The sequence below is a fragment of the Cobetia sp. MB87 genome (assembly GCF_011319755.1).
Classification (GTDB): Bacteria; Pseudomonadota; Gammaproteobacteria; order Pseudomonadales; family Halomonadaceae; genus Cobetia.
Genome location: NZ_VFBC01000008.1, coordinates 261,610 through 282,122 on the forward strand (window position 1 = coordinate 261,610; position 20,513 = coordinate 282,122).

Consider the following 20,513-nt stretch of genomic DNA (forward strand, 5'->3'; position numbering starts at 1 on the left):
TGCAAGGCTCCCGCTCCATGTCATGGGTAACACCACGTGGCAGCCTGCATGTGAAGGCAGGTGTCGCGTCATTCCGACCGATGATTCAAGGAGAGACATCATGAAGCTCAAGACTCTGGGTAGTTCGCTGATGATTGCCATGCTCGGTCTCGGTGGCCTGTCGCTCGCCGGTTGCGAGGACGAAGGCCCGATGGAGAAGGCCGGTGAAAAGATGGACAACGCCGTCGAGGAAGCCGGTGATAGCGTCGAGAACGCCACCGATAGCTGAGGCTCGGCTGCCAGCGCCGCGATGAGTCGCCGCTGATCTGAGTCGTCACCAGACACAAGAAGGCCCCGCCTCCCATGAGGCGGGGCCTTCTTGTGTCTGGCTCGGGGAGAAAGACGTCCGCTTATGCCGAGGCGGGCTGCTGCTCGCGCTGTTGCTTGCGGTCCGCGACGGCGGCGTCATAGGCGCGGCTTTCCTCGGCTTCAGTGGCGGCGCTGAAGCGCACCAGCAGCGCGAACAGCGAGATCACGATCACGCCCATGCCCAGGTACATCAGGCCTTCCTGGTAGGTCAGTTCCTCACTGCGGAACAGGAAGCCCGCGGCGACCGCGCCTGCGTTGCCGCCCGCACCGACGATACCGGCCACCGCGCCGAGTGCCTTGCGATTGACGAAGGGCACGATACCGAAGGTGGCGCCTTCCGCCATCTGCACGAAGAGGCTGAAGACCAGCATGATGCCGATGGCCACCGCGAGGGTTTCCATCTGAGCGAAGCCGACCAGCGCGACGCCTTCACACAGCAGCGCGATGAACAGCCAGCGCACGCGGCCCTTGAGGCCGGACTGGCGGGCGAACAGGTCGGAGAACACGCCGCCCAGGGTGCGGGCGAACAGGTTCATCAGGCCGAACAGACCCGCGATGAGACCGGCGGTGGCGAGATCGAGATCGAAATGATCGAAGAAGTAGATGGCGGCGACGTTGTTGATGGTCAGCTCGACCCCGAAACAGGCGCCATAGACGAGGAACAGGGCCCAGACGCGAATGTCGCGTGCCGCCGCGCCGAAGGTGGCGCGCATGCTGTATTCCTTCTCGGCCTTGGGCAGCTCACCACGCTCACGCAGCTCGCTGAAGTTGCCGTCCGGCGCATCCTGGGTGAAGAAGTAGTAGGCGAGCCCGGTGAGGAACAGCACGATGCCCGGCACGATCATCGCCAGACGCCAGCCCAGGGTCTGCTCGACGCCCAGCATCAGCAGGCCTGCCATCACCAGCGGCATCAGCATCTGGGTGGTGCCGCCGCCCAGGTTGCCCCAGCCCGCCGTGGTGGCGTTGGCGGTACCGACCACATTCGGGCCGAACATCACGGAGGTGTGGTACTGGGTGATGACGAAGGAGGCGCCGATGGCACCGATGGCCAGGCGGGCCAGGAAGAAGGATTCGAAGCTGTCGGCGAAACCGATGCACATCACTGGCAGCGAGCCGAGGCACAAGAGCCAGGTGTAGGCCTTGCGTGGCCCGATGCGATCACACAGCACGCCGATGGCGAGACGCACGATCACCGTGATGGCGACCGAGGCGATGATGGTGTTGCCGATCTGGGTCTTGGTCAGGCCAAGGTCGTCACGCACCACGGCCATCAGCGGCGCGATGCCGAACCAGCCGAAGAAGCAGACGTGGAACGCGAACCACGACATGTGGAAGGCGCGCATTTGCGGGGTGTTGAAGCTGAACAGCCGGATGCGGCTGGCCTTGTTGCGGATATCCATGAGTGGGCTCCTGATTCAGCGTCGGTGCCGGGCACGAAGTCAGGTGTGCTCGGCGAGTGGTCGAACGGCTGTGAATGAACGACAGCAAGGGCGCCTCGTCTTTGAGGGGCCTGGTTCGACGCACTCGTACTCCGAAGAGCCTGGTCCACGTCATGGATAGCGATGGCAGCAGTCGGTGATGCCATGGTTGCCGGCAGCAGAGCGTCTGTGCGGCAAGTGACAGGAACAAAGCAAGTAGCGCGCCAGTTGCGGGGGTATGGTCGGGACAAGTCCCAGAAGATCAATGCCTTGGCGATGGCAGTGGCTTGGCCTGCGCAGGCGGTATCACGGGATGGCTGCCCACTCGATGCGCGCTGGCGGTGCGCCGGCAAGGCGCGAGGTACCAGTCTGGCGCACGCGAGTGGCGTTGAGAGCGCCGGCAAGGCGCGTGCCTCATTGCAGTGCAGCGGCGCTTTCGGCTCGACGGCTGCGAAGGCCCTTGGCCGCAAGGTTGCACCAGATTGCGGCACGAATCCTGCTTGGGTGTACCGCAAGACTCATGCCCGACTCAAGGAAACCTGACATGCCCGTGACCGTGCTGATCGTCGATGTCCGCAGTGAGCGCTCTGCCGCGCTGGAGCAGGCGCTGTTGAGTGCTGGCTTCGAGGTAGCGCTGCGCGTTGACGAGCACGAGGACCTGCACGCGCTGGTCGAGCAGCATCAACCCGATGCGGTGATCATCGACGCCGATCTGCCCAGCCGCGACACCCTGGAGCATCTCGGCCAGCTGGGGCGACGCTATCCCAAGCCGATGATCATGCTGGCCAGTGAAGATGCCCCGGACCTCGTGCGTGAGGCGGCCGGCGCCGGTGTCTCGGCCTATGTGGTGGACCACGTCATGCCAGCGATGGTGCGCAGCATGGTCGAGGTCGCCATCACCAGCTTCGAGGCGCACCGTGCGCTCAAGGGGGAGCTCAACCGTACCCAGACCACATTGGTGCAGCGCCGCAGCGTCGATCGCGCCAAGGCCGTGGTGATGGAGACGCGCGGGCTCAGTGAAGATGCCGCCTACCAATACCTGCGCAAGACCGCCATGAACCGGCGCCTGGCCCTGCATGAGCTGGCCGATGAGCTGCTCAAGGCCGCGCGACGGCGTTGAGCCGGTCGCCGTACTGTCCTTCTCTCTCGATCGTTCAAGAGGTGTGCGTGATGCCCACAGATGTACCCCTGAATGGCCATCAGCTGACGCTGGGCCTGATGCCACTCAATGATGCCGCGCCCTTCGTGGTCGCTGAGCAGTTGGGGCTTTTCCGCGAGGAGGGGCTGGCGGTGACACTCAAGTGGCAACCTTCGTGGGCGGCGTTGCGCGATGACCTGCAGACCGGTGTGCTGCAGGGCGCGCAGATGCTGGCGCTGATGCCGCTGACCTCGACCCTGGGCCTGGATGGTCGCGCCACGCCGGTGATCAGTGCCATGACGCTCAATCTGGGCGGCAACTCCATCACGCTGTCACGCGCGCTGATGGCCACCCTCGGCGAGGATGGCCACGACCTCTCCAGTCCGTTGCAGGTCGCGAAGGCGCTGGCGGCGCATGTGCGCGAGCGCAAGCAGCGCGGCGAGCCGCTGCTCAAGTTGGCCAGCGTGCACCCGTTCTCCTCGCATCGCTATCTGTTGCGCTACTGGCTGGCAGCGGGCGGCATCAATCCGGACCGCGACGTCGAGATGCGCGCCGTGGCACCGCCGCTGATGGCGGCACAGCTGGCCAGTGGCGCGCTGGATGGCTTCTGTGTCGGTGAGCCCTGGAACAGTCTGGCGGCGGCGCAGGGCATGGGGCAGGTGGTGGCAGGCAGTCACGATATCTGGCGCTTCGGGCAGGAAAAGGTGCTGGGCGTGCGCGAGGACTGGGCGGAGCAGCATCCGCTGGCGCATCAGGCGCTGATTCGCGCGCTGCTCAATGCCTGCGCCTGGCTGGACCGCCCCGGCAATCGGGCGAAAGCCGCCGAGTGGCTGCACGACGAGGGCATGCCGGAGGTGCCGATGAGCGTGGTGACACGCGGGCTGGAGGATGTCGATGTCGAGCAGTCGGTGGAGGAGTTTCAGCAGCACAACCCTGGCTGGACCATCTTCCATCGCTACGCAGCCAACTTCCCGTGGCGTTCCCAGACTCGCTGGTACATCGCCCAGATGCAGCGCTGGGGGCATCTGCAGGGCTTCAATGACGAGGATCTCGAGGCGACGCTGACACGTTGTGTGCGCCCGGACCTCTACCGCACGGCGGCCCGCAAGCTGGGCATGGTGGTGCCGGTGGCGGATGAGCGCAGCGAAGGCACGCACCCGGCCCCCTGGTGGCTGAGCGGCGAGGCGGGCCAGGTGCCGATGCCGGCGGATGGCTTCATCGATGGCGCGGTCTTCGAGTGACGTTTCGGCTGCGCGCCTTGCAGCCCCCTGCGAGCAAGGGCTGTCAGGGCAACCGCCGCCATTGAGCGGATGCCGGGGAAACCTGACGGCTCAGACATGTTGGCAGTGCGGTTGTGATATTCTCATCGCACTGCCAGCACCGCGTCAGGGGATCGCATGACCACTCGCAAGTCTCAGATTCGCAAGGACAATGTCGGCCGCATTCTGCTCGCCGCCGAAAAGATCTTCGCTCTCAAGGGCTATGTCGGCGCCAGCATGGTCGATATTGCCGCCGAGGTAGAGCTGCCCAAGTCCAATCTGCATTACTACTTCAGCACCAAGGAAGCGCTGTATCGCGCGGTGCTCGATGGTCTGCTGGCGCTGTGGAAGGAAGATGCGCTGTGCTTCGAGGCCTATGACGACCCGCAGCTGGTGCTCTCCACCTACATCCGCGCCAAGATGATGCACTCGCGCCAGCGCCCCTATGGCTCCAAGGTGTGGGCCAGCGAGATCATGCAGGGCGCGCCGGTGCTGGGCGAAGAGCTGACGGTGTGGCTCGACGAGTGGGCCGAGATGAAGAAGTCACGTCTGCGCCAGTGGATCGGCGAGGGCCGCATCGACAACGTCGATGCCTCTGCCTACCTGTACATGATCTGGGCCAGCACCCAGCACTACGCCGACTTCGACCACCAGATCGCGGTGCTCAATCAGGGCAAGGCGCTGAGTGATCGCGAATTCGAGCAGGCGGTGCAGAACGTGACGCGGGTGCTGCTGAAGGGCGTCGGATTGTCTGCCTGAGTCAGCAGGTGACTTCATGATTTCATTGTCCTTAAGCTAATCATTGTCATAATTGGTGGGTCATCAAGCCAATAAAAAAGGGGCTGCCATTGCTGGCAGCCCCTTTTTGATTCTCATCTATTGCTAGCTGTTCCCCGGGATCAGGGGAGCACCAGACGATCAGGCCGCGCGATGCGGATTGCGCGGGTCCTCCATCCAGTTCATGTACGGCTTGCCGGTGTCCTGCACTTCCATGGTGATGCAGTCCTCGACCGGGCAGGTGATCTCGCACAGGTTGCAGCCCACGCAGTCGGCGTCCTTCACCTCATAGCGGGCGGTGCCGTTGTCCTTGGCCAGATGCAGGATGGCCTGGTGCGAGGTGTCCTCGCAGGCGATATAGCAGCGTCCGCAGCCGATGCACTTGTCCTGGTCGATGCGGGCGATCACCTGATAGTTCATGTCCAGCTGCTTCCAGTCGGTGGTGTTGGGCACCGCCGCGCGGGAAAACTCGTCGATACGCTGATAGCCCTTGCTGTCCATCCAGCGCCCCAGGCCATCCTTCATCTCCTCGACGATACGGAAGCCGTGCAGCATCGCCGCGGTGCACACCTGGACGCTGCCCGCGCCGAGGGCGATGAATTCGGCGGCATCTTCCCAGTTGGAGATGCCGCCGATGCCCGAGATCGGCAGGTTGGCGGTTTCCGGCGTGCGTGCGATCTCGGCCACCATGTTCAGCGCGATGGGCTTCACGGCGCTGCCGCAATAGCCGCCGTGGGTGCTGCGGTCGCCGACGATGGGATGCGCGACCATGCGGTCGAGATCCAGATGGGTGATGGAGTTGATGGTGTTGATCAGCGAGACGGCATCGGCGCCGCCACGCCAGGCGGCCTTGGCCGGTTCACGCACGTCGGTGATGTTGGGGGTCAGTTTGACGATTACCGGCAGCGAGCTGTAGGTCTTGCACCAGCGCGTGACCTGCTCGACATACTCCGGCACCTGGCCCACCGCCGCGCCCATGCCGCGTTCCGGCATGCCGTGGGGGCAGCCGAAGTTGAGTTCGATGCCGTCACAGCCGGTGGCCTCGACCTGCGGCAGGATGGTCTTCCAGGCTTCTTCCTCACACGGCACCATCAGCGAGACGATCAGCGCGCGGTCCGGCCAGTCCTTCTTGACCTGGGTGATCTCGCGCAGGTTGATCTCCAGCGAGCGGTCGGTGATCAGCTCGATGTTGTTGAAGCCGCTGACCTCGCCATTCGGGCCATAGTGCGCCGAATAGCGCGAGGAGACGTTCACTGCCGCCGGGTCTTCCCCCAGCGTCTTCCAGACCACGCCACCCCAGCCGGCCTCGAAGGCGCGTACCACGTTGTAGGCCTTGTCGGTGGGCGGGGCGCTGGCCAGCCAGAAGGGGTTGGGGGCGCGAATACCGGCGAAGTTGACCGACAGATCGGCCTTGTAGCTGGTGACGTGATCGTCAGCCGCGCCAGCGCCTGCCGGGCGTGCATTGTCATCATTGAGCGGGGTATGAATGGTCATCAGGCGGCCTCCACCTTGAGCATCAGATCGTGATGGATGGCCTCGGCGGCCAGCTTGCCATGGGCGACGGCTTGAACGGTGAGGTCCTGCCCGCGAGCGATGCAGTCACCGCCGGCATAGACGCCCGGCAGACTGGTGCGCAGCATCTCGTCCACCTCTATCTTCGCTCCCTCGCGGGCCAGCCCTGCGGCATGGGTATCGCTCAGGCTCGCGTCATCAAAGCCCTGACCGATGGCGGTGAAGACCCCATCGCAGGCCAGCGTGAAGGTCTCGCCGGTATCGACGAGGCGGCCATCCTCGACCCGCGTGCGCGCGAACTGCATCGCACTGAGCGCGGCATCACCACCACCCTCACTGCCGCTTGCCACATCGATGGCCAGCGGGCGCGCCCAGGTGTGGATCATCACACCATTGGCGCGCGCGATTTCCTGTTCGTGATGGGTGGCGGACATCTGCTCCTCGCCACGCCGGTAGACCAGGTCCACCGTCTGCGCGCCCAAGCGTTTGGCCTGCACGGCGATGTCGATGGCGGTGTTGCCCGCGCCGATCACCACCGCGTGCCTGGGCACCGCCAGGGCGTTCAGTTCGCCGCTCTGACGTAGCACCTTGATGAAGTCGGTGGCCGCCATCAGGCCGCTGGCATTCTCGCCGGTCAGGCCGAGGGCATGGCTGGTGCCAAGGCCGAGGCCCAGGAAGACGCTGTCGAATTCGCGTGTCAGGGAGGCCAGCGCCAGGTTGTCGCCGAGGCGCTGGCCGTGGCGGATCTCGATACCGCCGATCTCGAGCAGGAATTCGACCTCGCGGGCGGCGAAGTCATCGGTCAGCTTGTAGCGGGCGATGCCGTATTCGTTGAGGCCGCCGGCCTTCTGCTCGGCCTCGAAGATCACCACGTCGTGGCCGAAACGCGCCAGGCGGTGGGCGCAGGAAAGTCCGGCAGGCCCGGCGCCGACCACCGCGATACGTCGGCCGGTGCTCGCTGCCCGCGTGAACGGGTGGGCTTCGAACTGGGCGTTGTCCAGCGCATGTCGCTGCAGCAGGCCGATCAGCACCGGCTGGCACTCATCGCCCTGATTGCGCACGCAGGACTGCTCGCAGAGGATCTCGGTGGGGCAGACGCGGGCGCAGCTGCCGCCGAGGATATTGGCATCGAGAATCTCGCTGGCGGCGCCTTCGAGATTGTCATCGTGGATACGGCGAATGAAGGTCGGGATGTCGATGCTGGTCGGGCAGGCCTTGATGCAGGGCGCGTCATAGCAATACAGGCAACGCGAACTCTCGATGAAGGCCTGGCGCTTGCTGAGCGCCGGATGCAGGTCTGTGAAACGCGCACTCAGCGCCTCTTCCGCGAGCCCGGACGGGGCCCAGTGGGAAGGAGTGGAGGATGTGGTCACGGTGTGGCTCCTGCCCGCGCTCAGGCGCGGGGTCGTTGTTGTTGGTCTTGCAGGCGAGTCGGGTTGCGCTTCTTGACTGGCAGCGGCTTGTTTGGAAGTGCTAAGGGACCGGCAGCGCGTCAGGTGCGCCGCCAGGCCGCCGTTCAGTCGTGCCGTACTGGTCTCAGCCGTTTCGTACTGGTCTCAGGCTGGCCGTTCGTCGTCCGTCAGCTGCGATCCACGGCACTGACGACATTGCTCTCGGCGCGGGCCTTGAGCTGGTCGAAGACACTGGGGTAGGGCGGGCGTTCGACGTACTGGCCGTGGCCGCGCTTGGCATGCAGCTCGCCATCGCGCCATGCCCAGTCGCCGCGGCTGATGGTGTGACGCGGGATACCCTTGACCGTGCGGCCTTCGAAGATGTTGAAGTCGATGTTCTGGTGATGAGTCTTGGCCGAGATGGTGCGTTCGGCGTTGGGGTCCCAGACCACGATATCGGCGTCACTGCCGACGCGGATCGCGCCCTTGCGCGGATACAGATTGAAGATCTTGGCCGCATTGGTGGAGGTCAGCCCGACGAAGTCCTCGGCGGAGAAGCGCCCGGTGTTGACGCCCTCGTGCCACAGCATCGCCATGCGGTCCTCGACCCCGGCGGTGCCGTTGGGAATCTTCGAGAAGTCGTCCTTGCCCATCTCCTTCTGCTCGGCGCAGAAGCAGCAGTGATCGGTGGCGGTGGTCTGCAGGTCACCGGACTGGATGCCGCCCCACAGCGCCTGGCGGTGCTCCAGCGAGCGGAACGGTGGGCTCATCACGTGGCCTGCCGCGAATTCCCAGCTCTTGTTCTGATAGACCTCTTCATCGATCAGCAGATGGCCTGCCAGCACCTCGCCGTAGACCGGCTGACCGTGCTCACGCGCGTAGCGGATCTCCTCCAACGCATCGGCGGTGGAGACGTGAACCAGATACACCGGGGTGCCCAGAGTGCCGGCGATGCGGATGGCACGGCTGGCGGCTTCGCCCTCGACCTGCGGTGGGCGTGACAACGGATGTGCCTCGGGCCCAGTGATGCCATCGGCCAGCAGCTTCTGCTGCAGGTGGTAGACCAGCTCGCCGTTCTCGGCATGCACGGTGGGAATCGCGCCCAGCTCCAGGCAGCGCGCAAAGCTCGAGACGAGGGTGTCATCCGGCGCCATGATGGCGTTCTTGTAGGCCATGAAGTGCTTGAAGCTGTTGACCCCGTAATCGGAAACCAGCGTCTGCATGTCCTGGCTGACGCTCTCGTCCCACCAGGTGACGGCGACGTGGAAGCTGTAGTCACAGCACGACTTCTCGGCCCACTCGCGCCAGGTGTGATAGGCCTCCATCAGCGGTTGCTGCGGGGAGGGGATCACGAAATCGATGATCATGGTGGTGCCGCCGGCCAGTGCCGCGGCGGTGCCGCTCTGGAAGTCCTCGCTGGCCACGGTGCCCATGAAGGGCAGCTGCATGTGGGTGTGCGGATCGATGCCGCCGGGCATCACCAGACAGCCGCTGGCGTCGATCACTTCGCAGTCGTCCGGGACGTCCAGGTCGGTGCCGATGGCGGTGATGGTCTCGCCGTCACACAGCACATCGGCGGTGTAGCGCTCTTCGTGGGTCTGGATGCTGCCGCCCTTGATCAGGATTGCCATGAATCTCTCCCGGCCGCATCGCGCGGCCTTGTCCGGCATTGAGTGTCAGGTCGTGTTGTCGTTGTCGTTGTCGTTGTCGTTGTCGTTGTCGTCGCCGTTGTCGTGCTGGTGGCGAAGATCGCCGGTCCGTCACTCGCCATCGGTGAGGCGGGTATAGGCATCGGGGCGACGGTCGCGGAAGAACTGCCAGTTGTTGCGCACCTCGCGCACCATCGCCATGTCGAGGTCGTGGATCAGCAGCTCATCCTCGGTGGCGCTGGCCTGGGCTTCGATCTGGCCGCGTGGATTCACGAAGTAGGAGGAGCCGTAGAACTCGCCGATATCCCAGGGCTGTTCATGGCCGACACGGTTGATGGCGGCGATGTAGCAGCCATTGGCGGCGGCGGAGGCGGGCTGTTCCAGCTCCCAAAGATATTGGGAGAGGCCCGCGACGGTGGCGGAGGGATTGAAGATGATCTCGGCGCCGTTGAGCGCCAGCGCACGCCAGCCTTCCGGGAAGTGGCGGTCGTAGCAGATGTAGACGCCGATGCGCCCGTAGGCGGTGTCGAAGACCGGCCAGTCGGACTTGCCCGGCTTGAAGAAGAATTTCTCCCAGAAGCCCGCCACCTGCGGGATGTGGGTCTTGTGATACTTGCCCAGATAGCTGCCGTCGGCATCGATGACGGCGGCGGTGTTGTAGTACACCCCCGGCTGCACTTCCTCGTAGATGGGCACGATGATCACCATCTGATGCTTCTTCGCGTACTGCTGCATCAGGGTGACGGTGGGGCCGTCGGGCACGCGCTCGGCGGCGGCATACCACTTGGCATCCTGGCTCGGGCAGAAATAGGGCTGATTGAAGACTTCCTGGAAGCACAGGATCTTGACGCCTGCCTCACCGGCCTGGTCGATCAGCGGCAGGTGGGCCTCGTTCATGGCATCACGGATCTGCGCGGGCTCGAGGTCGGTGGAGACGTTGAGTCCCATCTGGATGACGGCGCAGCGCAGCTTGCCGGCATCCTCGGTATAGGAGATGCGGGAATCGTTCGACATGTCTTCCTCATCGGGCGCTTGGCGCCGGTTGTTGTTGTCTTCAATGAGTGCTGGTGGGCTGAACGGGTGAGCAGGGATAGCGCGAAATGGCCCCAGGAAAAACACGCCGCCTGCCTGGCAAGTCTGCATGCCGCTGGCAGGCATCGTGGGTCAGGAAAGGTCCGATTTAAATCCTGTCTTACCAGTCAGCTTAATGAACATTAGACAGTGTTCCCGCGTTCGGCAAGATGAAGTGCCAAATAAAGTCTTGTGGATTCATCTTGTTGTTATCAAAGAGGTTTTATCCCGAAAAAGACCATATTTCACCATTGTGGTGCCTGGAATATCAGCGTGGTTCATGCGGCTTTCAGAGGAAAAGACGATCCACAACAGTGGCTTGTGATCGTTTGCGGGGGTGTTGCACAAGACCGCCTTGCACCAGCTTGGAACCTGACCATACTGACAGTTGGCGCGAACACGGCTTGTCGCCACCTGACAGGCGTCATGCATGTCAATACGCGCCACTGCATCTCAAGTTGTCTTGCAAGACAGGTTTGATTTGTCGGCAATAATCCGGCCGTCGGCATGCGATTTGCCACAGGGTTTTGCACATAAACTGCGCAAGGTGTTTCTTCTACACGGCCTGCCGCAGATTCGTCTGCCGCAGATTCGTCTGCCGCAGTTTCGTCTGCCGCAGAATCTTCTGCATGCAGTGCTGAATGAAGTGTGCCTGATGAAGTGTGCCGAACGGGGAGGAGCAAGGAGGAGTCAGAAAAGCGACGGAGAAGGTGAGGCAGAGACGAAACGACAAGTGACACAAGGCAAGCGCAGTGCATCACCCTGAACAATAACAACAGCTGAACAGGTGAGGACTCATGGCCCCGACACAGACGCGCTCGCACATGGTGCGCAGCAATGAGGAAATGATCGAGCTGGTGGTGGCACAGGATGTCGCCCGCAGCCCGCGCTACAACGAGGATATCGCGCCGACCAGAAGTGCCGAACGCACCTGGTCGCGCTGGAATATCGCCGCACTTTGGGTCGGCATGTCGATCTGCGTGCCGACCTACACCCTGGGTGGCGTCCTGACCGCCTACTTCGGCCTGAGCGTCGGCGAGGCGCTGTTCACGATCTTGATCGCCAACCTGGTGGTGCTGATTCCGCTGACTCTCAATGCCTTCCCCGGTACGCGTTTCGGGATTCCCTTTCCGGTGGTGCTGCGCTCATCGTTCGGCATCATCGGTTCCAACGTGCCGTGCATGATTCGCGCGGTGGTCGCCTGTGGCTGGTTCGGTATCCAGACGATGTTCGGCGGGCTGGCGATCCACCTGCTGCTGTCGAGCCTCTCGGCCGACTGGAAGGCGCTGGGCGGGGTAGGCGAAGTCATCGGCTTCTTCGTGTTCTGGGCGCTCAACCTGTTCGTGGTGATTCGCGGCGCGGAATCCATCAAGTGGCTGGAGACGCTCTCCGCGCCCTTGCTGCTGGCGGTGGGGGTCGGCCTGATGGTGTGGGCGCTGCCGCATACCTCGATCAGCGAGCTGTTGGCCCAGCCGCCCAATCGCCCGGAAGGCGATGGCGTGGCCAGCTACTTCATGGCGGGCCTGACCGCGATGGTCGGCTTCTGGGCGACGCTGTCGCTGAACATCCCTGACTTCAGCCGTTACGCGAAGAGCCAGAAGGACCAGATCGTCGGTCAGATCATCGGCCTGCCGCTGACGATGTTCTTCTTCGCCGCGCTCGGCGTGGTGCTGACGGCCGCTTCCAGCTCGCTGGTGGGCGAGACCATCTCTGACCCGGTCAACCTGATCGGTCGCATCGACAGCCCCGGCTGGGTCGCCATCGCCATGGTGCTGATCATCATCGCGACGCTCTCCACCAATACCGCCGCCAACATCGTCTCGCCGACCAATGATTTCCAGAACATCGCGCCGAAATTCATCAACCAGACGCGCGGCGTACTGCTGACCGGGCTGGTCGGCGTGCTGTTGATGGGCTTCGAGCTGATCAAGAAGATGGGCTGGATCGTCTCGGACGTCAGTCTCGAGAGCCTCTATTCCAACTGGCTGCTGGGCTATTCGAGTCTGCTGGGGCCGATCGCGGGGATCATGATCGTCGACTACTTCGTGATCCGTCGTCAGTCCTTCGACCTGCCGGCGCTCTATCTGGATGGCAGCACCTATCCGGCCTTCAATCCGGCGGGCTTCATCGCCTTCTTCGTGCCGGTGGGACTGACGGTGATCAGCTTCTCGCAGCCTGGGCTGTCCTGGTTCTACGACTACGGCTGGTTCACCGGCTCGCTGCTGGGGGCGCTGGTCTATTTCGTGGCCAGCAAGCTGCTGGTCAAGGCACCACCAGTACATCTGCCCGAGGCAGTACCTGGCAGCGGCGCGCAGCGCGCCTGACGCCGCTGATGAGTATGGTGAGTGCAATGACAGACGGGCTGCCAATCGGCAGCCCGTCTGTCGTCGTGGCCAGGGAAAGTGACGGCCGGTTCAGGCCTTCGCGCCCTGGTCGTCAGCCCACCAGACCGGGGATGCCGCCCTCGAAGCGCTCGACCATGAAATCGACGAACTGGCGCACCTTGGGCGAGAGGTGGCGGTGGCGGGGATAGACGATCCACACCCCGGTATCGCGCACCTGGTACTCATCCAGCACCGAGATCAGCTTGCCGCTGGCCAGATGGGGCGCGACGTAATAGTCGGGAATCTGAGCAAGGCCAAGGCCCTTGAGCGTGGCGTCCAACAGCGCCGGGCCGGAGTTGGCCTGCCAGCTGCCGGTGATGCGCACCTCACGGCGCTGACCCTCGACCTCGAACAGCCATTCGCGCTTGGAACCGGCCAGACAGCGGTGACTGGAGAGCTCGGCCAGGGTGTGCGGGCGCGGCGCCTGCTGGAAGTAGTCATGCGAGGCGACCACGAATTCGCGGCGGTCCACCAGCCGCCTTGCGATCAGCGAGGAATCCTTGAGCACGCCCATGCGGATGGCGACGTCGAAACCCTCGTCGATCAGTTCCACCGGGCGGTTGGTGAAGTGCATCTGCACTTCCAGTTGCGGGTGCAGCAGCTGGAAGTCGTTGACCAGCGGCGCGACGTAGCGCTCGCCGAAGGTGGTGGCGCTGGTCAGCTTGAGCACGCCGCTGGGGCGGGCGTGGAAGTCACCGATGGCCTGTTCGGCGGCGCGGAAGCCATCGAAGAGGTGATGGCAGTGCTCGAAATACACCTGTCCGGCATCGGTGAGACGCGTCTGACGGGTGGTGCGGTAGAGCAATTGGGTATCGAGCTGGGCTTCCAGCTGGCTGATCAGACGACTGACATGTGAGCTGGACACCCCGAGATGACGGGCGGCACCGGAAAATGAGCCGATTCTGACGACTTCCACGAAGGCTTCGATACGGTCCCAGCGCTGCATGCTGGCTCCTCTTTCATTGTTGTTGAGTGGCAATAATCATCTGAGTGCCGACGGCTTAATCCCACCCGCATGACTGCGTAGACTGTGCTCCATGCCAAGCCCGCAAGGATGAACCGCAAGGACGAGCCCAGTGCCTGTCGCGTGGGGAGTCCCCCGGGCGACTCATCTATGCAACCTGTCAGGTGCTGCTACCTTTCAGGGTGACCTCCGCGCTGGTCGTCACTACGCCAGGGGGCATGAGATTGGCAGCCAGTTTACCGCTATTGATGCTCACTAGGAGAGATTCATGAAATCACGTGCTGCGATTGCGCTGGAAGCCGGCAAGCCGCTGGAACTGGTCGAGATCGATGTCGAAGGGCCGAAGGCCGGTGAGGTGCTGGTACGCATCGTCAATACCGCCGTCTGCCATACCGATGCGTTCACCCTGTCCGGCGCAGACCCGGAAGGCCTGTTCCCGTCCGTGCTGGGCCACGAAGGCGCCGGTATCGTCGAGGAAGTGGGCGAGGGCGTGACTGGCCTGGTGCCGGGCGATCACGTCATTCCGCTCTATACCGCGGAATGCGGCAAGTGCAAGTTCTGCCTCTCCGGCAAGACCAACCTGTGCAGCGCCGTGCGTGCCACCCAGGGTCGCGGCCTGATGCCGGACGGCACTTCGCGCTTCTCTCTCGATGGCAAGATGCTGCACCACTACATGGGCACCTCTACCTTCTCCGAATACACCGTGGTGCCGGAAGTCTCGCTGGCCAAGGTGTCCAAGGAAGCGCCGCTGGACAAGATCTGCCTGCTGGGCTGTGGCGTCACCACCGGTATCGGCGCGGTAATGAACACCGCCAAGGTCGAGCCGGGTGCTACCGTCGCCATCTTCGGCCTCGGTGCCATCGGTCTGGCCGCCATCCAGGGCGCGGTGATGGCCAAGGCGTCGCGCATCATCGCCATCGACATCAATGAAGACAAGTTCGACCTGGCCCGCAAGTTCGGCGCCACCGACTTCGTCAACCCGAGCAAGCTGTCCGTGCCGGTTCAGGAAGCCATCGTCGAGATGACCGACGGCGGCGTCGACTACTCCTTCGAGTGCATCGGCAACGTCAATGTCATGCGTGCCGCGCTCGAATGCGCGCACAAGGGTTGGGGCGAATCCATCATCATCGGCGTCGCCGGTGCCGGTGAAGAGATCTCCACCCGTCCGTTCCAGCTGGTGACCGGACGCGTCTGGAAAGGCTCCGCCTTCGGTGGCGTCAAGGGACGCACCGAACTGCCGGGCTACGTCGAGCGTTACATGGACGGCGCGATCAATCTGGACGACTTCATCACTCACCAGATGCCGTTCGAGAAGATCAACGAATCCTTCGATCTGCTGCACGAAGGCAAGTCGATCCGTACCGTGCTGAGCTTCTGATCCGGGGCTGAACTGCCGCCGGGCAACACGAAAACGCGTGTTGCCCGGAGAGGTCTGGAACGCGAAACGGCGTCGGCTTGCCGACGCCGTTTTCACGGGCGATATCACAAGGGAGAGCATGATGACCGCGACCGAACAACTCGAGCTGGTCAGCGCCAACAAGGTGCATGGCGGCTGGCTCAAGCGTTACCGTCACCGCAGCGGCAGCCTGGATTGCGACATGGTGTTCGCCATCTATCTGCCACCTCAGGCCGAACAGGGCCCGGTGCCGATGCTGTGGTGGCTGTCGGGGCTGACCTGCACCGACGAGAACTTCATGCAGAAGGCCGGCGCGCAGAAGAAGGCGGCGGAGCTGGGCATCGCCCTGATCTGTCCGGATACCAGCCCGCGTGGCGTGGACCTGCCCGGCGAAGACGACAGCTACGACTTCGGCAGCGGTGCCGGCTTCTACGTCAATGCCACCCGCGAGCCATGGGCGCGCCATTACCGCATGTACGACTACGTCACCGAGGAGCTGCCGGCGCTCGTCAAGCGTCACTTCCCGGTGGATGGCGAACGCGAGTCCATCTCCGGCCACTCCATGGGCGGCCACGGCGCGCTGATCTGCGCGCTGAAGAATCCGGGCCGCTATCGCTCGGTCTCCGCCTTCGCGCCGATCGCCAATCCGATGGCCTGCCCGTGGGGCGAGAAGGCCTTCAGCGGCTATCTCGGGGATGACCGCACCCAGTGGGCGCAGTGGGATACCTGCGAGCTGGTCAAGCAGGCGAGCAACAGCGGCGCCGCGCGTCAGGAGCTGTTCGTCGAGCAGGGCGAGAATGATCAATTCCTCGAGGAGCAGCTCAAGCCGGAGCGCCTGGAGGCGGTCTGCGCCGAGCTGGATCATCCGCTTGTCCTGCGCCGTCAACCCGGCTACGACCACAGCTACTTCTTCATGGCCAGCTTCATCGATGAGCATTTGACCTACCACGCGAAACACCTTCTTTGAGGTGTGAGTGTGGTCGCCGGTAGAAATGAAAAAGCATTCAAAGCACCTGCTTTGAGGTGTGAAAGTGCCCATCGCAGCTGATCGCTCGCCGAGCAGAGACACTGCGTGAAAGACAGAAACGACAGTCCCGCTATCGATTGATGGATAGCGGGACTGTCGTTTTTTCGTCATGAGAAGCGGTGTCTTTCAGAACCTTCAGGCATGAAAGCCCGTTTTGGTGGCGTTTGCTTATGCTGCGTCAGTGGCAGCCAACTCAGGCGTTATTCTGTGCCGTACGGCAACGATGATTTGCTGCACAGCGGCGATAAAGTCACTGCGCCATGCAGGCGCGATGGTTTACTGTCGAGAGGTGGACAACGCACGACGTCCAGGCAGTGAAACACGACATCCCTGACGCTATCGGAATTGCAGAGGTCGCTTATTGACCTTCCCCTGATGGGGCCGATCGCCGATGTCGTCGCTGCTGGAGCCGACCTCCAAGGTTCGCTCCCTGCTGAGACCCAATAACGATAATACTGCGGACCCCCGCCGGCCTCATCAGGCCACGGGAGAGGGCACCACGAGCCCCCGGTCTGCCACTCAAGCAGATATAGAGAAGGACTCCCCTCATGGCATTGACCAGTGGCCGTTTCGCCCGCCCGTACGAAGCTCACTCATCCGCTGCAGGAATGGCCGGCGAGACGCGTCAGCCGCAGACCATCGGCTTCCTGCTGCTCGACAGCTTCACGCTCATCTCGCTGGCCTCGGCGGTGGAACCGCTGCGCATGGCCAATCAGCTGGCCGGACGCGAGCTGTACCGCTGGTATACCGTGGCGCTGGAAGGCGCCCCCGTGCGCGCCAGCGATGGCCTGCAGGTCACGCCCGATACCTCCACCGAGGCCTGCCCGCCGCTGGATATCGTCATCGTGTGCGGTGGCGTCGGTATCCAGCGCTCCGTGCATCGCCCGCATGTCAGCTGGCTGCAGGCGCAGGCACGTGCCGGCCGCAAGCTGGGTGCCGTCTGCACCGGCAGCTGGGCGCTGGCCCAGGCGGGGCTGCTCGAAGGCCATGAGACCAGCATCCACTGGGAGTGTCTGGCCGCGATGCAGGAAGCCTTCCCGCGCGTGCCGCTGACCACGCGACTGTTCTCCATCGATCAGGACCGCGCCACGGCCTCCGGCGGTACTGCGCCGATGGACATGATGCTGACCATGATAGGTCGCGAGCATGGCCGCGAGCTGGCGGCGGGCATCTCCGAGATGTTCATCTGCGACCGCGTGCGTGGCGAGCAGGACCAGCAGCGCGTGCCGCTCAAGCATGTGCTGGGCACCACCCAGCCGAAGCTTCTGGAAATCGTCGCGCTGATGGAAGCCAATCTGGAAGAGCCCATCGGCCTGGACGAGCTGGCGCACTATGTCGATGTCTCGCGCCGTCAGCTGGAGCGTCTGTTCCAGCGCTATCTGCACTGCTCGCCGTCGCGCTACTACCTCAAGCTGCGCCTGACCCGCGCGCGTCAGCTGCTCAAGCAGACGGCGCTGTCGATCATCGAGGTGGCCTCGGCCTGTGGCTTCGTGTCCACGCCGCATTTCTCCAAGTGCTACCGCGAGTATTTCGGCATGCCGCCGCGTGACGAGCGCATCGGTGGCGAGCGCAGTGTCAGCGTGCTGGAGGTACCGTGTCGCGCCGATGGCGACCATCAGCTGACCGGTGTCGCCAGTCTGGAAGGGCTGCTGCACCAGTCGATCGGCCAGAGCATGGGCGGCAATGCCCCTCTGCAACCGGCCAGCGAGTCCCCCGTCTCCTCGGCGATTCTGGCACTGGCCAATGCGCGCGGTGAGCCGACCTACGCCAGCGTGCGTCTGCAGGGCTGACACCTGCCCAACTGACCAGCCTCCCACAACGTCCAACGCCTCTGCCTCTGTGGCAGGGGCGTTGTCGTTTTCACAGGAGCCACCGGCACGCTCTGGTACACTCGAAGGCACCAGGAAGCAGTAGCTGACATGACAATGGCTCGGCGGCGGAATGACGCGCCACGACAGGGGACGGCAAGGGATGGCACGAGGACAGCAACGCAGGCAGGAAGGCACGGAGCGTGTGGCGGGTGTACGGCGCGGTGCGACACGCCGCCCGGTGCCGCGTGCCGGCATGCGCCCGATGGAGCGTCTGCGCTGGCTGGCGGTGTGGGCATTCAAGGTCGTCGCCTGCTGGATGGTGGCCTGCATCGGCCTGGTGGTATTGCTGCGCTTCGTGCCGCTGCCGGTGTCGATGGTGATGCTGGAGAAGTGGGGCTATGGCCTGGTCACCGGCGAGCCGATGGCGCTGCAGCATGACTGGGTGCCGATGGAGCAGATTTCCAACAATGCCCGTCTGGCGGTGATCGCCTCGGAAGACCAGAAGTTTCCCGATCACTACGGCTTCGATGTCGATCAGATCGTCAAGGCCATCGATGCGCGGCTGGCCGGTGAGCGCCTGCGCGGTGCCAGTACCATCAGCCAGCAGACCGCCAAGAATGTCTTCCTGTGGAACGGGCGCAGCTGGGTGCGCAAGGGGCTGGAGGTCTGGTTCACCATCCTGATCGAGGTGATCTGGCCCAAGGAGCGCATTCTCGAGGTCTACCTGAACGTCGCCGAATGGGGGCCGGGCGTCTTCGGCGTCGAGGCTGCGGCCGAGCATCACTTCAATACCGATGCCGCCAGCCTGTCCGCCTACCAGGCCAGCCTGCTGGCGGCGGTATTGCCCAATCCGCTCCGCTTCAATGCCGGCAAGCCCTCGGCCTATATCCAGCGGCGTGCCAGCTGGACACGTCGTCAGATGAACAATCTCGGCATGGGCTATCTCAAGCGCCTGGAACAGCCGCGTGGCTGGTTGAGCTGGGACCTGCTGCCTTCGCTGAAGGAGCTGTCCCCCGCGCATTGAGCAGCGTGACGCTACACCCTCGGCTGTCCCACGACGCCCCGGCTCTCTCGAGTCGGGGCGTCGTCGTTTCAGAAACGACAGCCCTGACGCGATTCGATAGCCACGGGTCGCATCTGGCGTCAGAGGGGAAAGAGGGCAGGACTATGCTGGCACAGCCTGCTGGAGATCGTGCTCCGGCAGGCCCTGTCCGCCGGGTACGGGCAGTGACCTGACTTCCAGAGCCGCCTGCCCAGCGCCGGAGCGACATGATGTCCGAATTCTCCTCCTCCTTCGGTGGGTCCGATGCGGCCCGCGCCCTGCACGATGACAGCATCGTCATCGATGGTCTGGTGATCGCCAAGTGGCAGCGCGAGCTGTTCGAGGACATGCGCAAGGGCGGTCTGACCGCGGCCAACTGCACCGTCTCGGTGTGGGAAGGCTTCCAGGCGACCGTCAACAACATCGTCAAGAGCAACCAGCTGATCGCCGAGAGCAGTGATCTGGTCTGCGTAGCGCGCACCGCCGCCGACATCCGCGCCGCCAAGGCCGCAGGCAAGACCGGCATCATCTACGGCTTCCAGAATGCCAACGCCTATGAAGACCAGATCGGCTATGTCGATGTCTTCAAGCAGCTCGGCGTGGGCATCGTGCAGATGTGCTACAACACCCAGAATCTGGTCGGCACCGGCTGTTACGAGCGCGATGGCGGCCTGTCGGGCTTCGGGCGCGAGATGGTCGCCGAGATGAACCGCGTCGGCGTGATGTGTGATCTGTCCCACGTCGGCTCGAAGACCTCCGAGGAAGTCATTCTCGAATCCAAGGTGCCTGTCTGCTATTCCCACTGCGCGCCGGCTGGTCTCAAGGACCACCCGCGCAACAAGTCCGATGCCGAGCTGCGCTTCATCGCCGAACACGGCGGCTTCGTCGGTGTCACCATGTTCACCCCCTTCCTCAAGGCCGGCGTCAACGCCACCGTCGACGACTACGTCGAGGCCATCGAATACGTGATGAATCTGGTCGGCGAGGATGCCATCGGCATCGGTACCGACTTCACCCAGGGTCATGGGCAGGACTTCTTCGAGTGGCTGACCCACGACAAGGGTTACGCCCGTCGTCTCACCAACTTCGGCAAGATCGTCAATCCGGAAGGCATCCGCACCATCGGCGAGTTCCCCAATCTGACCGAGGCGCTGCTGCGTCGCGGCATGAGTGAGCATCAGGTGCGCAAGATCATGGGTGAGAACTGGCTGCGCACGCTGGAAAACGTCTGGGGCGGCTGAGTCTGGCTGTCCGTGCCTTTTCTTGATCTCTCTTTCCCGATCTCTTTCTTGAACTCTCTTTTACATCTCCCTTAAGCCCCCTTTC

At 63.6% G+C, this 20,513-nt stretch carries 17 protein-coding genes; 11 read left to right on the forward strand and 6 right to left on the reverse strand.

Annotated features, from left to right (window positions below; all coding sequences use genetic code 11):
- Window positions 1-100: 100 nt before the first annotated feature.
- The gene (locus CDPAHKCJ_RS10655; protein WP_166019763.1) at window positions 101-268 is read left to right on the forward strand and encodes a hypothetical protein; all 168 of its coding nucleotides are present in this window, start codon (window positions 101-103) and stop codon (window positions 266-268) included.
- A 121-nt stretch (window positions 269-389) separates the two neighbouring features.
- Here the strand turns inward: CDPAHKCJ_RS10655 and CDPAHKCJ_RS10660 are convergent, their stop codons facing one another.
- Window positions 390-1,748: a NarK family nitrate/nitrite MFS transporter gene (locus CDPAHKCJ_RS10660; protein WP_166019764.1), complete on the reverse strand. Its 1,359-nt coding sequence runs from the start codon at window positions 1,746-1,748 to the stop codon at window positions 390-392.
- 562 nt (window positions 1,749-2,310) lie between these two features.
- Between CDPAHKCJ_RS10660 and CDPAHKCJ_RS10665 the strand changes: the two genes are divergently transcribed.
- From CDPAHKCJ_RS10665 to CDPAHKCJ_RS10675, 3 genes are all read left to right on the forward strand, one after another.
- Entirely contained in the window at window positions 2,311-2,886 is a 576-nt protein-coding gene (locus CDPAHKCJ_RS10665) for an ANTAR domain-containing protein (RefSeq protein ID WP_054555320.1), read from the forward strand.
- A 50-nt stretch (window positions 2,887-2,936) separates the two neighbouring features.
- A complete protein-coding gene (locus CDPAHKCJ_RS10670; RefSeq protein ID WP_166019765.1) occupies window positions 2,937-4,145 on the forward strand; it encodes a CmpA/NrtA family ABC transporter substrate-binding protein in 1,209 nt (402 codons plus the stop codon).
- Window positions 4,146-4,301: 156 nt separating this feature from the next.
- Complete coding sequence (locus CDPAHKCJ_RS10675) at window positions 4,302-4,922, forward strand: TetR/AcrR family transcriptional regulator (RefSeq protein ID WP_043333730.1); 621 nt, start codon at window positions 4,302-4,304, stop codon at window positions 4,920-4,922.
- Between the two features lie 159 nt (window positions 4,923-5,081).
- On the opposite strand, the gene preA is transcribed toward CDPAHKCJ_RS10675, so the two are convergent.
- The 4 genes from preA to CDPAHKCJ_RS10695 all read right to left on the reverse strand — a co-directional run bounded on the left by preA (window position 5,082) and on the right by CDPAHKCJ_RS10695 (window position 10,506).
- Complete coding sequence (gene preA, locus CDPAHKCJ_RS10680; RefSeq protein WP_166019766.1) at window positions 5,082-6,434, reverse strand: NAD-dependent dihydropyrimidine dehydrogenase subunit PreA; 1,353 nt, start codon at window positions 6,432-6,434, stop codon at window positions 5,082-5,084.
- The gene (locus CDPAHKCJ_RS10685; RefSeq protein ID WP_166019767.1) at window positions 6,434-7,825 is read right to left on the reverse strand and encodes an NAD(P)-dependent oxidoreductase; all 1,392 of its coding nucleotides are present in this window, start codon (window positions 7,823-7,825) and stop codon (window positions 6,434-6,436) included. Before CDPAHKCJ_RS10685 ends, preA begins: the two co-directional genes overlap by 1 nt.
- Before the next feature lie 206 nt (window positions 7,826-8,031).
- Window positions 8,032-9,474, reverse strand: coding sequence for a dihydropyrimidinase (gene hydA, locus CDPAHKCJ_RS10690; RefSeq protein WP_166019768.1), 1,443 nt, complete (start codon window positions 9,472-9,474; stop codon window positions 8,032-8,034).
- Between the two features lie 129 nt (window positions 9,475-9,603).
- On the reverse strand, window positions 9,604-10,506 hold the full coding sequence (locus CDPAHKCJ_RS10695; RefSeq protein ID WP_052384559.1) for a nitrilase-related carbon-nitrogen hydrolase: 903 nt from the start codon (window positions 10,504-10,506) through the stop codon (window positions 9,604-9,606).
- 487 nt (window positions 10,507-10,993) lie between these two features.
- Here CDPAHKCJ_RS10695 and CDPAHKCJ_RS10700 point away from each other — a divergent pair, with 487 nt between their 5' ends.
- Window positions 10,994-11,329, forward strand: a complete 336-nt coding sequence (locus tag CDPAHKCJ_RS10700) for a hypothetical protein (protein WP_166019769.1) — start codon at window positions 10,994-10,996, stop codon at window positions 11,327-11,329.
- 79 nt (window positions 11,330-11,408) lie between these two features.
- A complete protein-coding gene (locus CDPAHKCJ_RS10705) occupies window positions 11,409-12,887 on the forward strand; it encodes an NCS1 family nucleobase:cation symporter-1 (RefSeq protein WP_240916782.1) in 1,479 nt (492 codons plus the stop codon).
- Between the two features lie 112 nt (window positions 12,888-12,999).
- On the opposite strand, the gene CDPAHKCJ_RS10710 is transcribed toward CDPAHKCJ_RS10705, so the two are convergent.
- On the reverse strand, window positions 13,000-13,893 hold the full coding sequence (locus CDPAHKCJ_RS10710) for a LysR family transcriptional regulator (protein ID WP_166019770.1): 894 nt from the start codon (window positions 13,891-13,893) through the stop codon (window positions 13,000-13,002).
- 286 nt (window positions 13,894-14,179) lie between these two features.
- On the opposite strand from CDPAHKCJ_RS10710, the gene CDPAHKCJ_RS10715 reads away from it, so the two are divergent.
- From CDPAHKCJ_RS10715 to CDPAHKCJ_RS10735, 5 genes are all read left to right on the forward strand, one after another.
- Window positions 14,180-15,289: an S-(hydroxymethyl)glutathione dehydrogenase/class III alcohol dehydrogenase gene (locus CDPAHKCJ_RS10715; protein WP_166019771.1), complete on the forward strand. Its 1,110-nt coding sequence runs from the start codon at window positions 14,180-14,182 to the stop codon at window positions 15,287-15,289.
- A 121-nt stretch (window positions 15,290-15,410) separates the two neighbouring features.
- Complete coding sequence (fghA, locus tag CDPAHKCJ_RS10720; protein WP_166019772.1) at window positions 15,411-16,274, forward strand: S-formylglutathione hydrolase; 864 nt, start codon at window positions 15,411-15,413, stop codon at window positions 16,272-16,274.
- 668 nt (window positions 16,275-16,942) lie between these two features.
- Window positions 16,943-18,124, forward strand: a complete 1,182-nt coding sequence (locus CDPAHKCJ_RS10725; protein ID WP_166019905.1) for a GlxA family transcriptional regulator — start codon at window positions 16,943-16,945, stop codon at window positions 18,122-18,124.
- 181 nt (window positions 18,125-18,305) lie between these two features.
- Window positions 18,306-19,169 (forward strand): monofunctional biosynthetic peptidoglycan transglycosylase, encoded by an 864-nt coding sequence (mtgA, locus tag CDPAHKCJ_RS10730; protein ID WP_240916758.1) that lies wholly within the window; start codon window positions 18,306-18,308, stop codon window positions 19,167-19,169.
- Window positions 19,170-19,417: 248 nt separating this feature from the next.
- The gene (locus CDPAHKCJ_RS10735) at window positions 19,418-20,428 is read left to right on the forward strand and encodes a dipeptidase (RefSeq protein ID WP_052384560.1); all 1,011 of its coding nucleotides are present in this window, start codon (window positions 19,418-19,420) and stop codon (window positions 20,426-20,428) included.
- The last annotated feature ends 85 nt before the right edge of the window (window positions 20,429-20,513 follow it).

Coding starts and splice junctions, on each gene's coding strand:
- CDPAHKCJ_RS10670 (WP_166019765.1), top strand. CDS start 2,937: ATGCCCACAGATGTACCCCTGAATGGCCATCAGCTGACGCTGGGCCTG.
- CDPAHKCJ_RS10655 (WP_166019763.1), top strand. CDS start 101: ATGAAGCTCAAGACTCTGGGTAGTTCGCTGATGATTGCCATGCTCGGT.
- CDPAHKCJ_RS10660 (WP_166019764.1), bottom strand. CDS start 1,748: ATGGATATCCGCAACAAGGCCAGCCGCATCCGGCTGTTCAGCTTCAAC.
- CDPAHKCJ_RS10715 (WP_166019771.1), top strand. CDS start 14,180: ATGAAATCACGTGCTGCGATTGCGCTGGAAGCCGGCAAGCCGCTGGAA.
- fghA (WP_166019772.1), top strand. CDS start 15,411: ATGACCGCGACCGAACAACTCGAGCTGGTCAGCGCCAACAAGGTGCAT.
- CDPAHKCJ_RS10735 (WP_052384560.1), top strand. CDS start 19,418: ATGTCCGAATTCTCCTCCTCCTTCGGTGGGTCCGATGCGGCCCGCGCC.
- CDPAHKCJ_RS10705 (WP_240916782.1), top strand. CDS start 11,409: ATGATCGAGCTGGTGGTGGCACAGGATGTCGCCCGCAGCCCGCGCTAC.
- hydA (WP_166019768.1), bottom strand. CDS start 9,474: ATGGCAATCCTGATCAAGGGCGGCAGCATCCAGACCCACGAAGAGCGC.
- CDPAHKCJ_RS10675 (WP_043333730.1), top strand. CDS start 4,302: ATGACCACTCGCAAGTCTCAGATTCGCAAGGACAATGTCGGCCGCATT.
- preA (WP_166019766.1), bottom strand. CDS start 6,434: ATGACCATTCATACCCCGCTCAATGATGACAATGCACGCCCGGCAGGC.
- CDPAHKCJ_RS10695 (WP_052384559.1), bottom strand. CDS start 10,506: ATGTCGAACGATTCCCGCATCTCCTATACCGAGGATGCCGGCAAGCTG.
- CDPAHKCJ_RS10665 (WP_054555320.1), top strand. CDS start 2,311: ATGCCCGTGACCGTGCTGATCGTCGATGTCCGCAGTGAGCGCTCTGCC.
- mtgA (WP_240916758.1), top strand. CDS start 18,306: ATGGCACGAGGACAGCAACGCAGGCAGGAAGGCACGGAGCGTGTGGCG.
- CDPAHKCJ_RS10725 (WP_166019905.1), top strand. CDS start 16,943: ATGGCCGGCGAGACGCGTCAGCCGCAGACCATCGGCTTCCTGCTGCTC.
- CDPAHKCJ_RS10710 (WP_166019770.1), bottom strand. CDS start 13,893: ATGCAGCGCTGGGACCGTATCGAAGCCTTCGTGGAAGTCGTCAGAATC.
- CDPAHKCJ_RS10700 (WP_166019769.1), top strand. CDS start 10,994: ATGTCAATACGCGCCACTGCATCTCAAGTTGTCTTGCAAGACAGGTTT.